The following is a 15190-nucleotide window of genomic DNA, read 5'->3' as shown; positions in this document are numbered from 1 at the left end:
GGAGGCACCGGTGCCGTCGCGCATCACTACCCACCCCGCCGGGCACGCGAACCGGGACCGGGGCCCCGGTCCCGTGCGCCCCGCGCCGACCACCGGTCGACGGCTCCGTTCGCCGCCCCGTTCGTTACGGCGGGATGAAATGACGGCCGGGGGACGTTGGTGCCTTCCGGCAGGGCTGGTGGGACCACCCGGCCTGCCGGACCGGCGGACAGGCCGCGGAGCAGGGCGAACAGGAGGCGACGCGTGACGGGCGCAGATCAACAGGGCTGGGGCCGGCGGCTGGCCGGGTACGCGTGGCGCTACCGGCGCAACGTCGTGCTCGCCCTCGGATCGTCGCTCGCCGGCATGGCCGTGATGGCCCTCGTCCCGCTGATCACCAAGGTGATCATCGACGACGTGGTCACCGCCCACACCCGCTCCCTCGCGCTCTGGACCGGACTGTTCGTCGGCGCGGCCGTCCTCGTCTACGCCGCCACCTACATCCGCCGGTACTACGGCGGCCGGCTCGCCCTGGACGTCCAGCACGATCTGCGTACGGACATGTACGCGACGATCACCCGGCTCGACGGGAAGCGCCAGGACGAGCTGTCCACGGGGCAGGTCGTCGGCCGGGCCACCAGTGACCTCCAGCTGATCCAGGGGCTGCTGTTCATGCTCCCGATGACCATCGGGAACGTGCTGCTCTTCCTCATCTCCCTGGTGATCATGGCGTGGCTCTCCCTCCCGCTCACCCTCGTCGCCCTCGCCGTCGCCCCCGCGCTCTGGTACATCGCCCGCCGCTCCCGTACCCGCCTCTTCCCCGCCACCTGGTACGCCCAGAGCCAGGCCGCCGCCGTCGCCGGAGTCGTCGACGGGGCCGTCTCCGGGGTCCGGGTCGTCAAGGGCTTCGGCCAGGAGGACCAGGAGACCGGCAAGCTCCGCGAGGTCGGACGCCACCTCTTCGCCGGGCGGCTGCGCACCATCCGGCTGAACTCCCGCTACACGCCCGCCCTCCAGGCCGTGCCCGCGCTCGGCCAGGTCGCCATGCTCGCCCTCGGCGGCTGGCTGGCCACCCGCGGCGAGATCACCCTCGGCACGTTCGTCGCCTTCTCCACCTACCTCGCCCAGCTCGTCGGCCCGGTCCGGATGCTCGCCATGGTCCTCACCGTCGGCCAGCAGGCCCGCGCCGGCGTGGAACGCGTCCTGGAGCTGATCGACACCGAACCCTCCCTGCGGGACGGCACGAAGGAACTGCCCGCCGACGCCCCCGCCGGCATCGAGTTCGACGACGTCCGCTTCGGCTACGCCGACGAGCGCCCCGTCCTCGACGGGTTCTCGCTCACCGTCGAACCCGGCGAGACCGTCGCCGTCGTCGGCACGTCCGGCAGCGGCAAGTCCACGCTCTCCCTCCTGGTGCCCCGCTTCTACGACGTGTCCCACGGGGCCGTCCTCATCGGCGGCCACGACGTCCGCGAGCTGACCCAGGCGTCCCTGCGCTCCGCGATCGGCCTCGTCCCCGAGGACAGCTTCCTGTTCTCCGACACCGTCCGCGCCAACATCGCCTACGGCGTCCCCGACGCCACCCCGGAACAGATCGAGCAGGCCGCCCGCGCCGCCCAGGCCCACGGGTTCATCTCCGACCTTCCCGACGGGTACGACACCACCGTCGGCGAGCACGGGCTCACCCTCTCCGGCGGCCAGCGCCAGCGCGTCGCCCTCGCCCGCGCCATCCTCACCGACCCCCGGCTCCTCCTCCTCGACGACGCGACCTCCGCCGTCGACGCCCGCGTCGAGCACGAGATCCACGAAGCCCTCAAGCACGTGATGGCGGGGCGCACCACCCTCCTCATCGCCCACCGCCGCTCCACCCTCCAGCTCGCGGACCGCATCGCCGTGCTGGACGGCGGGAAGCTCGCCGCGCTCGGCACCCATGAGGAGCTGGAGCGCACCTCGCCCCTCTACCGCCGGCTGCTCACCGACCCCGACGAGCTGGGCGGCGCCTCGCCCGGCCACCGGCCGCCGCGCACCGCCGCGACGGCCCCCGAGGACGACCGGGCCCTCCAGGAGGAGCTGGACGCGGAGTTCGACGCGGAGCGCGGCATCACTCCCGAGCTGTGGATCCGCAAGGAGGAGGAGCGGGACACCACCGTCGCCGGCATGCCCGCGACGCCCGAGCTCCTCGCCCAGGTCGAGGCGCTGCCCCCGGCCACCGACACCCCCGAGGTGGACGAGGCCGCCGCCGTGCGCCCGGAGAAGTCGTACGGGCTGCGCCGGCTGACGCACGGTTTCGGGGCGGCCCTGCTCGTCAGCTTCGGGCTGGTCGCGGTGGACGCGGGCATGGGCCTGCTGCTGCCGGTCCTGATCCGGCACGGCATCGACGAGGGCGTCACCCAGCTCTCGCTCGGCGCGGTGTGGGCGGCCTCCGCGATCGCGCTCGTCGTCGTCCTCGTCCAGTGGGCGGCCCAGACCGGCGAGATCCGGATGACCGGCCGGACCGGCGAGCGCATGCTCTACTCGCTCCGGCTCAAGATCTTCGCCCAGCTCCAGCGGCTCGGTCTCGACTACTACGAGCGCGAGCTGACCGGCCGGATCATGACCCGGATGACGACGGACGTGGACGCGCTCTCCACGTTCCTCCAGACCGGTCTCGTGACCGCGTTCGTCTCCGTGGTCACCTTCTTCGGGATCATGGTCGCCCTGCTCGTCCTGGACGTGCAGCTCGCCCTGGTCGTCTTCGCCACCCTGCCCGTGCTGATCGTCGGCACCGTCTTCTTCCGGCGCAGCAGCGTCAAGGCGTACGAACTGGCCCGGACCCGCATCAGCGCCGTCAACGCCGACCTCCAGGAGTCCGTCGCCGGTCTCCGTATCGTCCAGGCGTTCGGCCGCGAGCAGGACGGGGCCGCCCGCTTCACCGAGCACAGCGACAGCTACCGCCAGGCGCGGGTACGCGGCCAGTGGCTGATCTCCGTCTACTTCCCCTTCGTCCAGCTCCTGGCCTCCGTCGCCGCGGCGGCCGTCATGATCGTCGGCGCCGGCCGGATCGACAACGGCACGCTGACCACCGGGGCCCTGGTCGCCTATCTCCTCTACATCGACCTGTTCTTCGCCCCCGTCCAGCAGCTCTCCCAGGTCTTCGACGGCTACCAGCAGGCGACCGTCTCCCTCGGCCGCATCCAGGAACTGCTGCGCGAGCCCACCTCGACGGCCGACCCGGACGAGCCGCGCGCCGTGCCCTCGCTGCGCGGCGAGATCGCGTTCGAGGACGTCTCCTTCGCGTACGGCTCCGACGAGGAGGCCCTGACCGGCGTGGACCTGCGCATCCCGGCCGGCCAGACGGTGGCGTTCGTGGGGGAGACGGGCGCCGGGAAATCGACCCTGGTCAAGCTGGTCGCCCGGTACTACGACCCCACCAGCGGCCGGGTCACCGCCGACGGGGCCGATCTGCGCACCCTCGACACGACCGCCTACCGGCACCGCCTCGGGGTCGTCCCGCAGGAGGCGTACCTCTTCGCCGGCACGGTCCGCGACGCCATCGCCTACGGGCGGCCCGACGCCACCGACGCCGAGGTCGAGGCCGCGGCCCGCGCGGTCGGCGCGCACGAGATGATCGCCACGCTGGAGGGCGGCTACCTCCACGAGGTGGCCGAGCGCGGCCGGAACCTCTCCGCCGGGCAGCGCCAGCTCATCGCGCTGGCCCGCGCCGAACTCGTCGATCCGGACATCCTGCTCCTGGACGAGGCCACCGCCGCCCTGGACCTCGCCACCGAGGCCCTGGTCAACCAGGCCACCGACCGGCTCGCGGGCCGCCGCACCACGCTGGTCGTCGCCCACCGGCTGACCACCGCCGCCCGTGCCGACCGCGTCGTGGTCATGGACCAGGGGCGCGTGGCCGAGGACGGCACCCACGAGGAGCTGCTGGCCCGCGGCGGGCGGTACGCCCGGCTGTGGCGCACCTTCATAGGGGAGGACGAGCCGGCCGCTGTCGTCTGACGGCGGCCGGGCCCGGCCGTGCAACCTCTCACCGGTCTGCTGCGTCGTAGCCTGAGACGCAGGGGTGCGTACAGATGTCAGGTGGGGGCAAAGGTGTTCGATAAGGCTGCGGGGCCGGCGGGACCGGAGGGGTCAGGAGCGCCCGCCGGATCGAGAGCGGCCCCCGGACCGGGCCGATCGGGAACGGCCGCCGGGCGGTCGGCGGCCGCCCTCCGCGAGCGGCGGCTGCTGGTCCGGCTTCTCGTCCTCCCCCTCCTCACCGGGCTCGTCCCTCTCCTCGCCGTCCCCGGCACCGCGCACGCCGCCGGCGGCTGTTCCGGCCGCCCCGCGAAAACCGTCGCGTTCTCCACCGGAGAGCTGCGCGTCTACAAGAGCCGCGGCCTGGCGTGCGCCGTGACCGTCGCCAAGAAGCCCGGCAAGCGGCGGACGATGAGTGTCACCCTCCAGGCGCGCGGCGGACACGCCGTCACCGACAAGGGCGCGTACACGAAGATGGCCGGGCCCGTCACGGTCAGCGCGCTCAACCGCTGCGTCCGGGCGTCCGGTGCGATCGGCAAGAAGTCCGCCTCCACCGGATGGATCCTCTGCTGAACCCGCCCGGTCCGCCGCGTCGGCGGGCCCCATGACACCCCCGTCCCGCCCGCCTTCCGCACTGACACGGGCAACCGGGTCTGGCGTGGCGTGTGCTGCCCCGATAAGTTCACGGCGTCTGTTGTGAATCAAGGGGAGGGTGCATGCGCAAGGCGCTCACAGGGGTTCTCTCGCTCGCCGTGCTCATAGGCACGGTCGGAGCCGCGGGGGCCTCGGCCGGTGCGGCCACCGCCGCGGAACCGGCCGCGAAGCGGAGCAGCGGGGCTGCCGGAGGCAGCGAAGCGAGCAACGAGGACATCAAGGACCGCATCCTGGCGATCCCGGGGATGAGCCTGATCGAGGAGAAGCCGTACGCGGGATACCGCTACTTCGTCCTCAACTACACCCAGCCGGTGGACCACAAGCGGCCGTCCAAGGGCACGTTCCAGCAGCGTCTGACCCTGCTGCACAAGGACGTGAGCCGCCCGACGGTCTTCTTCACCAGCGGCTACAACGTCTCCACCAACCCCAGCCGCAGCGAGCCGACGCAGATCGTCGACGGCAATCAGGTCTCCCTGGAGTACCGCTACTTCACCCCGTCCCGCCCGGCCCCGGCCGACTGGTCCAAGCTGGACATCTGGCAGGCCGCCAGCGACCAGCACCGGGTGTTCACGGCGCTCAAGAAGATCTACGACAAGAAGTGGCTGGCCACCGGCGGGTCCAAGGGCGGCATGACCGCCACGTACTTCGAGCGCTTCTACCCGAAGGACATGGACGGCGTCGTCGCCTACGTCGCGCCCAACGACGTCGTGGACAACGAGGACTCGGCGTACGACCGGTTCTTCCGCAACGTCGGCACCGCGGAGTGCCGCGACAAGCTGGCCGGGGTGCAGCGCGAGGCGCTGATCCGCCGGGCCCCGCTCCAGAAGAAGTACAAGGAGCTGGCCGCCGATCAGGGCTGGACGTTCAACACCGTCGGCTCCCTCGACCGTGCCTACGAGGCCACGGTCCTGGACTACGGGTGGGCGTTCTGGCAGTACAGCCTGCTCGCCGACTGCGTGGACATCCCGGCCGACGCGAAGAAGGCCACGGACGACGACATCTGGAACTCCGTCGACGCCATCTCCGGCTTCTCCGCCTACATCGACCAGGGCCTGGAGCGGTACACCCCGTACTACTACCAGGCCGGTACGCAGCTCGGGTCGCCGGACATCAAGCAGCCCTGGCTCGCCGAGCTCAGCCGGTACGGCTACCAGCCGCCGCGCAACTTCGTGCCCCGCTCCATCCCGATGACGTTCGACCGGGGCGCGATGCGGGACATCGACCGCTGGGTCAAGCGCAACGCCCGGCAGATGATGTACGTCAACGGCGAGAACGACCCGTGGAGCGCGGAGCCGTTCCGCCTCGGCCACGGCGCGCGGGACAGCGCGGTCTACACCGTCCCCGGCGGCAACCACGGCGCGAAGGTCTCCGGTCTCCCCGAGGCGCAGAAGGCGCGGGCCACCGCCGCGATCCTGCGCTGGGCGGGCGTCGCCCCGGCGGCCGTCGAGGCGGACCCGGCGAAGGCGAAGCCGCTGGCGAAGTTCGACAGCAGGCTGGACCTGCGCAACGGCGAGGTCGAGCGCGACGAGGCCACCCTGCGCCCGTAGCGTCCGGCGCTTCCGCGGATTCCGTGGCGTCCGCGCTTCCGCAGGGCGTCCGCGGCATCCGTGCGCGTCCGTGGGCGGCCCCGGCGGACGGCCCCCGCAGGGTCGCCCGCCGGGGCCGTCCGCACGCCGCACCGCGTGGGCCGTGCCCGCCGGTCGCCGTCACCATCCGGCGGCCCGGCGGGCGCACCCCACCGGCTTCGGCCCCCGCAGGGAGACGTACAGGTCGGTGTCGTCCGCACACTGGGCCCGCCGCCCGACCGCCGACTCCACCCGGTAGCGCGGGGCGCGCCCACCCGTGTCCGCGCAGGCCGTCTCCGTGACCTCGCCCCCGCCGGAGGCCGTGACGCAGTCCCCGACCACGGTGAGCGGGCCGCCGCCCTGCCCCGGATCACCCGGATGGGGCGGCTCCAGATTGCGCATGCAGGCGTAACCGGTGGTGAGCCGGGAACGTGCCCCGGTCCCCGTCTCGGACACATGCAGCACGAAGTCGGTGGCGTCCGGGCAGGGGTGCCCCGACGCCGGGGTGCCGAGATGCCGGGCGAGCACCTTGGCCACCGCCTTCTCACTGCGGCAGAACACCTCCCGGATCTCCGGGCCGCGCGAGCTGCAGTCGCCCGGCCCGAGGAACACCACCCCGTACGGGGAGGGGCCCGGCGGTCCGGGAGAGGGCCGCCCCCGCCCGTCGGCGGCCGTGCCGCCCGATCCCTGACAGGCCGTCAGCAGCAGCACGGCCACCATCAGGGCCGGCCGGAGGAGGGTGCGCGGGAGGACCGGACGGCGGACCGGCGGCGGAGCCGGCGGGCGCTCCGGCGCGAGGGCCTGCGGGAGGGGCGGCGGCGACGGACGCCGGGGCCCCGCGGAAACGTGATCGTCCATGAAGTGACCCCCGATACGTCCCTCCAGACGTACACCCGGCGTGGCCCGCGGGAGCGGGGCCACGCCAGGTACACGGGGTGCTTTGCGCAACTGGTCGGACGCGGGGACCGTCCGGTCGCCGTAGGGCTAGTACGACAGACCGTGGCCCACCGGATACAACACCTGCGCCGGGTCGTCCGCGCGCTGCACCGGAACCGGGAGGGTGCCCCCCGGCTCGGCACTGCCCGCGATCACCCGTGCGGCGGCCCGCAGTTCGACGTCCGTCCAGGAGTACGTGGCGAGGCTCGCCGCGGCTCCGCTGCCGTCGAGGTGCGCGACGTCGTACGGGTTGCGGACCGCGACCGCGACCACCGGGACGCCGGTCGCCACGAGCGCGGTCACCAGCCGGCGCTGCGCACTCGCCGCCGTGACGTTGTACGTGGCCACGATCACCGCGTCCCGGCCCCGTGCGGCGGCCACCGCCTCGTCGATCTTCGCCTGGTTCGGTGCCGTACCGGTGGACAACGCCCGTGCGGTGAAGCCCAGTTCACCGAGGGCGGCGGCCAGGGTGCTGGTCGGCGGGCCCGTCGTCCCGGAGGGGGATGCCGGATCGGCCCCCACCACCAGCAGGTCGCGGTGGGTACGGCGGGAGAGCGGCAGCAGGGTGCCCGGATCGGCGAGCAGGGTCGTCGTACGCTCGGCGATCCGGTCGGCGGCGGCCCGGTGGGCGCGGCTGCCGACCGTGCGGTCGACGCCCCGCCCGGTGACGAACGGGTCCCGGAACAGCCCCAGTCCGCTCTTGAGCCGCAGGATGCGCAGGATCGATTCATCGATCCGGGCCTCGCTGATCTCGCCGCTCCGGACCGCCTCCAGCACCGCGTTCCAGGCGACGGAGAGCTTCGGCGGGTTGAGCAGCTGGTCCACGCCCGCGAGCAGCGCGAGGACCGGCACCCGGTCGTCCCCGTACTTCGTGCGCACCCCCTCCATGCCGAGCGAGTCGGTGACCACCACCCCGTCGTAGCCCAGCTCCTCGCGGAGGATGCCGGTGAGGATCGGCCGGGAGAGCGTGGCCGGGTCCCCGGACGGGTCGAGGGCGGGCACCACGATGTGCGCGGTCATGATCGAGTCGATCCGGGCCCGGATCGCGGCGCGGAACGGCGGTGCGTCCAGCTCCTCCCACTGGGCGCGGGTGTGGTTGATGACGGGCAGCCCGGTGTGGCTGTCGGTGTTGGTGTCGCCGTGACCGGGGAAGTGCTTGGCGGTCGCCGCGACGCCCGCGCCCTGGTAGCCCTTCACCTGCGCCGCGACCAGATCGGCCACCGCGTCGGGATCGGAACCGAAGGACCGTACGCCGATGACCGGGTTGGCCGGGTTGACGTTGACGTCGGCGTCCGGCGCGTAGTTCTGGTTGATGCCGAGAGCGGCCAGTTCCGCGCCCGCGATCCAGGCGGCCCGGCGGGTGTCGGAGCGCGAGCCGCCCGCGCCGAGGGCCATCGCTCCCGGCAGCAGCGTGGCGGGTTCGCCGACCCGGCAGACGATGCCGTGCTCCTGGTCGGTGGAGACGAGCAGCGGGATGCGGGAGCGGCCCGCGAGCGCGGCGCGCTGGAGGCCGTTGGAGAGCTCGGCGATCTGGTGCGGGTCGCGGGTGTTGTGCGCCCACGTGAAGTAGATGATGCCGCCGACGTGGTACGTGGAGATCAGCTCGGCGGCCGTGCGGACCCCGATCTCTTTGAGGTTCGCGTCGATGTCGGCCTGGTCGGGCTCGGTGGCGGAGTGCCCGTAGACCCGCATCACGAACAGTTGGCCGACCTTCTCCTCCAGGCTCATTCCGGCGATGATCCGCCGCAGCCGGCTGTCGGTGGAGGCGTTCGCGCTGTGCGCGGAGGCGAGGGCGGAGGTGGCGGCGAGGCCGCCGGTGGCCGCGGCGGCCGTGATGGCGGCGGTGGCGGTGAGGAGGGTGCGTCTTGAGGTGCGGTGGGGCACGTGAGCTCCTTCCCGGGGTGAAAGAAACTTTCAAGGAAGTACGCTTATCCGGAAGGTAACTTCCGGTCAAGAGGGCGGGCCGATGCCGAAGCGCCACGCGGCCGAAAGAGTGGCCGGGGCCGGAACCCCGTGCGGCACCCCGCCGGCCCGTACCCCCGTACCTCTTCCGCTCCCCCCTGCGTCCGTGCCCCTCCGCCCCGGAACCCGTCACCGTCGCGCCCCTTCCCCCGGCGGCCGCTACTGCTTCGGCGCTCCGATCCGCAGCAGGTGCTCCCGGCCCGCGCCCAGCAGCCCCGGCAGCTCCGCCGCCGCCGGGTACCAGCGCTTCTCGTACTCCCAGCACACCCAGGTCTCCGGGCCCGGTCCGTCCAGGCACTCCGCCAGCGGCAGCACCCCCGAGCCCAGGGGCAGCGGAGTGAGGTCGTCGGCCGACGCCACGTCCTTCACCTGGACGTATCCCAGGTGCGGGGCGAGCACCGCGTGGCTGGCGGCCGGCTCCTCCCCGGCGAGCCAGGTGTGCAGCACGTCCCAGATCGCGCCGATCCGGGGGTGCCCGACCGTGCCGACGATCCGGGCGACGTCCAGGCCCGCGCGGTGCGTGTCATGGGTCTCCAGCAGGATGCTCACGCCCAGGTCGGCGGCGGCCGGGGCGAGAGCGCCGAGCCGCCGGGCGGCCGCCGCGTCGGCCTCCTCCCGCTCCTGGTCGCCGCCGCCGGGGAACACCCGGACGGAGGAGGCGCCCAGGTCCCGCGCCAGCTTCAGCAGGGCGGACAGCTCCGCGAGGACCGGCTCGTCGTCCCCCTCGGTGGCCACCTGGACGTACCCGGCGAGGGCCACGATCTCCACCCCGGCGGCCTTGAACACCTCCACCACGTCGGCCCGCTCCAGCGAGGAGAGCCCCGGGTGGACGGGCTCCTCGGGGTGGACGCGCAACTCCACTCCCTGGTAGCCGTTCCCGGCGGCGAGCCGGGCGACCTCGGAGACCGGCGTCCCCGGCACCCCGAGCGTGGAGAAAGCGAGCTTCATCGTGCGTGTCCTTCCCTTGTGCCGACGCCCCGCTCCTGCCCGCCGGGGCGGTGGCTACTCCCGTACGCGGAGCGCGGGGCCGCCCGTACGGGAGCCGTGCGGCGGCCGCCTCAGCCGACCCCTCGCAGCAGTCGCTCCAGGCTACCCAGCAGCCGTAGCGCGTCCTCGCGCCGCGCTCCCTCCAGCGCGGGTCCGCCGAACACCGCACGCTCCTCGGCCTCCCGCGCCCGCTCCGGGGTGATCACCCGGAGCGCGGCGGCGGCCTGCCGGGCGAACATCGCGAGCAGGTCCAGCTCCCGCACCCCCGACCGGGCCTGCGGGGAGGGGTCCAGCACCTCCAGGACGCCCAGGACGCGGGCGTCGCTGATGAGCGGGGCCGCCATCAGGGAGTTCGGGACGTACGCGGTCGACTCCGCCAACGACCGGTCGAAGGACGGATCGTCGCTCAGGTCGTCCACCACCATCGGCTCACCGGAGGTGGCCACCCAGCCGGCGATCCCGCGTCCCGCCGGGAACCGGCGGCCGACGAGGAATTCCTCGCCCTGCCCGGAGACGGCCTGGAAGACCAGTTCGTCCGCCTCCTCGTCGAGCAGGAACACCGAGCTGGCCTCGGCCCCGAAGATGGCGCGGGCCACATCGACGACCGACTGGAGCAGCTCGTTGCGCGGGGCGTCCGCGACCGGGGCGGCGGTGGGGGAGAGGGAGGAGGGGGCGGAATCAGTTCTCGGAGTCATCACGGATATCTCCTGCCGCAGTGGTAGGACGCGGCGCGTGGCGCACATTGGCCGCGGACAGATAGAGGGCGTTCTTGAGCTGGAAGGCCGTCATCCGCGGATGCGCGGACAGGACGCGGGCGCACAGCCCGGCGACGTACGGCGTGGCGAAGCTGTTCCCCGTGGTGCGGATGGTCCGGCCGCCGAGCCAGGGCACGGTCACGTTCTGGCCCGGCCCGAAGAACTCCACCGGGGGGTCCGGGTTGTACAGGTGCAGTTCGGGGTCGTCCTCCTGGTGGCTGCCCACCGAGATCACCGAGGCGAACCGCCACGGGAAGCTCTCCACCGGGGTGTTGTGGGCGGAGGCGACGATCACCGTACGGGCGAAGTAGGCGCTGTCGGCCAGGTTGTGCAGCTCCTGGGCGAAGCGGGTGCGGGTCGTCGACAGGCTGAGGTTGACGATGTCGAAGCGCTGTTCCACCGCCCACCGCAGCCCGGCCATCAGGATGTCGCCGGTGCCGGAGAACCGCTCGCCGAGCACCCGCACACTGTGGATCTCGCACTCCGGGGCGGTCCGCCGGACGATGCCCGCGCAGGCGGTGCCGTGTCCGCAGGTGTCCCCGGTGGTGGTCGGCTCGACGGTGATCGCGCCGCTCTCCCCGTCCTTGACGACCACCCACGACCCGGCCAGGGGGCCGACCAGCGGATGGTCCCGCTCCACGCCCGAGTCCACCACGCAGACGCGGACGCCGCGCCCGGTGGCGGGCCCGGCGGGACGGCCGAGCGGTGGCCCGGCGTCCGCCAGCACCGGTACGTCGTCCGGTCCGCGCCCGCGCAGGCTCCAGGTCAGGCCCTGCCCCGGAGCGGTACGGGCCCCGGCCGGGCCCGTACGGGTCCCTCCGGACGCTGTACGGGCCGCGTCCGGAGGCGTACGGGTCGCGTCCGGCGGGGTACGGCCCCCGTCCGGGCTCGTCCGCGTCCGGACCGGTCCTGTCCGGTCCCGTTCCGGTTCCGTGGTCGTCATCGGTCGGCTCCTCTCCTCGTCGTGGCCATCGGCCCGGCCCGGTGCGCGAGGAACCCGGCGGCCCGGCGCGCCCCCGGCAGATGCCCCTTGCCGGTGTAGTGCGCCTCGGCCGCCCGCGCGGACGCCTCGGCCTCCGGCAGCCGGCCCAGGGCGGCGAGCGTGTGCGCCCGGTCCAGCTCGGCCGCCGCCTGCACCAGCGGGGAATCGGTGAGCAGCGAGGCCCGTACGGCCTGGTCCGCGTGGCGGACCGCCCGGTCGGGCTGCTCCCGCACGGTCAGCCGGGCCCGCAGGCCCGCCAGGTCCACCGCGTCGGCCCGGCTCAGCCCCGACGTGTCCCCGACCTCCGCCAGCCGGGCCGCGGCCCTCTCCTGCCGGCCCTCGTCGAGCTCCAGCCGGGCCGCGTCCAGGGCCACCGCCGTCCGCATCCCGGCGGCCCCGGTGCGCCGGGCCGCCGCGTCCGCCCGGTCGAGCAGGTCCAGGGCGGTGGCGTGGTCGCCGCGCAGCGCCTCCACCGTCGCCCGGAACACCGGGAGGAAGACCTCCGCCTCCGCGAACCCCAGCTTCCCGGCGAGTCGTTCCGCCTCGGCCAGGCAGCCGTGCGCGTCGTCGGCCCGCCCCTGGAGCGCGTACAGCACCGCCAGCGGGCAGTTGAGCGTGACCCGGACCGTGGGCCGGCCCGCGCCGTGCGCCGCCAGCAGCGTCCGGCAGCGGATCACCGCGGTCGGCACCGGGACCGGCCCGCGCCACAGGGAGATGCCGATCGCGCCGAGCGCCCCGGCCCGCTCCGGTTCCGCACCGGCCAGTACCGCGTGCTCCAGGGCCCGCGCCTGGTCCCGCTCCGCCTCCTCGTGCCGTCCGGACCGCTGGAACTGCTGGGCGAGCCGCAGGTGGGCCCGTGCCCGCCCCACCGAGTCGCCGGCCGCCTCGAACACCGGGAGCACGGTACGGGCCACCGCGGCGGGGCCCGGACCGGGGCCGCCCGGGTCCAGCACCGCGAGCGCCAGCCGGGCATGCGCGGCCTCCACCTCGTCGGCCGCCGAGTCCCGTACGGTACGCAGCAGTTCGGCTCCCTCGGCGGCCCGGCCGAGCGCCACCCGTACCTCGCCGAGCCGCCGCGTCGCCGCCGGGTCCGCGGGGCACAGGTCCACCGCCCGCTCCAACAGGCCGTGTGCCCAGTGCAGGTCGGACCGGGCGGCGGCCTGGGCCCCGGCCCGGCCCAGCGCGGCGGCGGCCCGGTCGCGCAGCCGACGCGCCCGGTCGTCCAGCAGACCCAGCTCGGCGCGGTAGCGGTAGGCGCGCTCCAGATGGCCGCCGACCGCGCCGTCGCCGCTGCGCAGCACGCTCGGCAACTCGGCCGCCCACGCGTGGCGTTCGGCCTTGGACCGCTTGGAGAGCGAGGCGTAGGCGACCTCGTGCACCAGGCCGCTGCTGAACCGGTACGCGGCCTCCGCTCCGTCTCCCGTAGGGCCCGACTCGACCAGCCGGCGGCTGCCGAGCACCTCCAGCGCCGCGTCGACGCGCCGCTGGCGGCCGGGAGCCGTCCCGGCGCTTCCCGTCGCGTCGCCCGTGCCGGCCGGGTGGCTCTCCCCGGTCCGTACGGACTGCTCCAGCCGGACCAGTTCCCGCGCGGTGAACTCCCGGCCGATCACCGCCGCCAGGTCCACCACCTCGCGTTCGGTCCGGGCCAGCGCCCCGATGCGCGCGCCCAGGAGGGCCTGGAGCGTGGGCGGCAGATCCTCGTGCCCCGACCCTCCCGCCCGGTCCGCACGGTCGCCGACCAACAGCTGCTCCAGGTAGAGGGGGTTGCCCCCGGCCCGCGCCAGGAGCGGTTCGTCGTACGGGGGCCGGTGCCCGGTCCGCGTACGGCGCGGGGCCTCCACCGGGTCCGGCCCGGCGTCCGGGCCGGCGAGGGCGGCGGCGAGCCGGGCCGCCTCCTCGTGCGAGAGACCGGTGAGCTGGAGCTGCCCCGCACCGGCCGGGGTGCCGCCGCCCCGGTCGTCCTCGTCGGGGCCGTCCGGCCGTCCGGCACAGAGCACCAGCACCCCCGCGCACCCGGAGCCGTCCGTCAGCCGGCGCACCGTGCGGACCAGCAGCGGAGCCGCCGCGTGCCAGTCGTCCAGCACCAGCACGACCGGGCGGTGGCGGGCCGCCCGGTCCAGGACCGTGGCCAGGGCGGCGCACATGTCCTCGAAGGGCGCGTTCGGCGTGCCGTCGCGCAGCAGCCCCCCGGACAGCAGGGCCATCGCGTCGTCCACCGCCAGCGCTTCGGCCGTACCGTCCGCCGGAGCGGCATCGGGGGCGGCACCGGAAGGGACGCGGTCGGCGCCCGTCGCGGTCATCAGCGAACGCACCGCGTCGGCCAGCGGAGCGAGGGTGCCGTGGTCCCCGTAACTGCGGCACCGCCCGGCCCCGTACGCCAGCGCGCCGGCCGCCGACCGCTCCGCCAGCCACTCCCGTACCAGCCGGGTCTTGCCGATGCCCGCCTCCCCGGTGACCCGCAGCGACGCGGCCGCGCCTCCGCGCACGGCCGCCTCCAGCGCCGCGTCCAGGGCCTGCCGTTCGCCCGTGCGCCCGATGAAGGGGACGTCGAAGCGGCGCAGCAGCTCGGGGTCGTCCGCGCCCAGGGCGAGCAGCCGGTACGCCTCCACGCTGTCCCGCTTGCCCTTCAGCCGCAGCGGCCCGGTGGGTTCGGCGTTCACCGTCGGGCCGGCGGCGAGCAGCGTCTCCGGGCCGATCAGGATCTCTCCCCGGCCCGCGTTCTGTTCCAGCCGGGCGGCGATGTTGACGGTCTCGCCGGAGACCAGGGCCTGCCGCGCGGTCCGGTCCGAACCCGCGACCACCTGGCCGGTGTTGACGCCGATCCGGGTGGCCAGCTCGATCCCCAGGGTGGCGCCCAGCTCCTCGTTCAGCCGGGCCAGCGCCCTGCGCATCCCGAGCGCCGCCGCCAGCGCCCGCCGGGCATCGTCGTCCCGGACCACCGGGACGCCGAACACGGCCATCACCGCGTCCCCGATGAACTTCTCCGGGGTGCCGCCGCGCGCCACGATCTCCGCGCTCATCGCCTCGAAGTAGCGCAGGGTCACGGAGCGCAGCGTCTCCGGGTCGAGCACGCCGGACAGGGCGGTGGAGCCGACGAGGTCGCAGAAGAGCACGGTCACCGGCTTGCGCTCGTCGCCGGGCGGCGGAGCGGCGGGGGCCGGCCCGGCGGCCGGGCTCCCGGCGGGCGCGGCCGGCGCTTCGGCCCCGCCGGGTGCGCACGGGGTCCCGCAGGACGAGCAGAACCGTGCCGTGGGCGGCAGATCCTGCTGGCACGAGAGGCAGTTCATGGCGGGTCCTTCTCTCCCGGAGGCCGTGCGGTCAGGGGTGGCGGGCGGTTCACGGAGGCGCGGCCGCGTCGCGGC

At 74.4% G+C, this 15190-nt stretch carries 9 protein-coding genes; 3 read left to right on the top strand and 6 right to left on the bottom strand.

The annotated features are described in order from the left end of the window. Window positions 1-243: 243 nt before the first annotated feature. The 3 genes from QFZ71_RS09370 (at window position 244) to QFZ71_RS09360 (ending at window position 6188) form a co-directional block, all read left to right on the top strand. Window positions 244-3969, top strand: coding sequence for an ABC transporter ATP-binding protein (locus QFZ71_RS09370; RefSeq protein WP_307667801.1), 3726 nt, complete (start codon window positions 244-246; stop codon window positions 3967-3969). A gap of 93 nt (window positions 3970-4062) precedes the next feature. Continuing rightward, complete coding sequence (locus tag QFZ71_RS09365; protein WP_307667800.1) at window positions 4063-4560, top strand: hypothetical protein; 498 nt, start codon at window positions 4063-4065, stop codon at window positions 4558-4560. A 143-nt stretch (window positions 4561-4703) separates the two neighbouring features. Beyond that, window positions 4704-6188 (top strand): S28 family serine protease, encoded by a 1485-nt coding sequence (locus QFZ71_RS09360; RefSeq protein ID WP_307667799.1) that lies wholly within the window; start codon window positions 4704-4706, stop codon window positions 6186-6188. Between the two features lie 159 nt (window positions 6189-6347). Here QFZ71_RS09360 and QFZ71_RS09355 read toward each other — a convergent pair whose 3' ends face one another. The 6 genes from QFZ71_RS09355 to QFZ71_RS09330 form a co-directional block, all read right to left on the bottom strand. Continuing rightward, the gene (locus QFZ71_RS09355; RefSeq protein ID WP_307671386.1) at window positions 6348-6926 is read right to left on the bottom strand and encodes a hypothetical protein; all 579 of its coding nucleotides are present in this window, start codon (window positions 6924-6926) and stop codon (window positions 6348-6350) included. A gap of 264 nt (window positions 6927-7190) precedes the next feature. Further along, a complete protein-coding gene (locus tag QFZ71_RS09350) occupies window positions 7191-9026 on the bottom strand; it encodes a glycoside hydrolase family 3 protein (RefSeq protein ID WP_307667798.1) in 1836 nt (611 codons plus the stop codon). Window positions 9027-9263: 237 nt separating this feature from the next. Further along, window positions 9264-10052: a sugar phosphate isomerase/epimerase gene (locus QFZ71_RS09345; RefSeq protein ID WP_307667797.1), complete on the bottom strand. Its 789-nt coding sequence runs from the start codon at window positions 10050-10052 to the stop codon at window positions 9264-9266. 110 nt (window positions 10053-10162) lie between these two features. Continuing rightward, window positions 10163-10786 (bottom strand): GAF domain-containing protein, encoded by a 624-nt coding sequence (locus QFZ71_RS09340; RefSeq protein ID WP_307667796.1) that lies wholly within the window; start codon window positions 10784-10786, stop codon window positions 10163-10165. Beyond that, the gene (locus tag QFZ71_RS09335) at window positions 10770-11615 is read right to left on the bottom strand and encodes a S8 family serine peptidase (RefSeq protein ID WP_307671385.1); all 846 of its coding nucleotides are present in this window, start codon (window positions 11613-11615) and stop codon (window positions 10770-10772) included. Before QFZ71_RS09335 ends, QFZ71_RS09340 begins: the two co-directional genes overlap by 17 nt. A gap of 170 nt (window positions 11616-11785) precedes the next feature. Next, window positions 11786-15115 carry an adenylate/guanylate cyclase domain-containing protein gene (locus tag QFZ71_RS09330; RefSeq protein ID WP_307667795.1) on the bottom strand — a complete coding sequence of 1110 codons (3330 nt, stop codon included), beginning with the start codon at window positions 15113-15115 and terminating at the stop codon, window positions 11786-11788. Window positions 15116-15190: the final 75 nt, after the last annotated feature.

Source organism: Streptomyces sp. V2I9, assembly GCF_030817475.1.
Taxonomy (GTDB): domain Bacteria; phylum Actinomycetota; class Actinomycetes; order Streptomycetales; family Streptomycetaceae; genus Streptomyces.
This window is presented reverse-complemented; position numbering and strand designations above follow the sequence as displayed.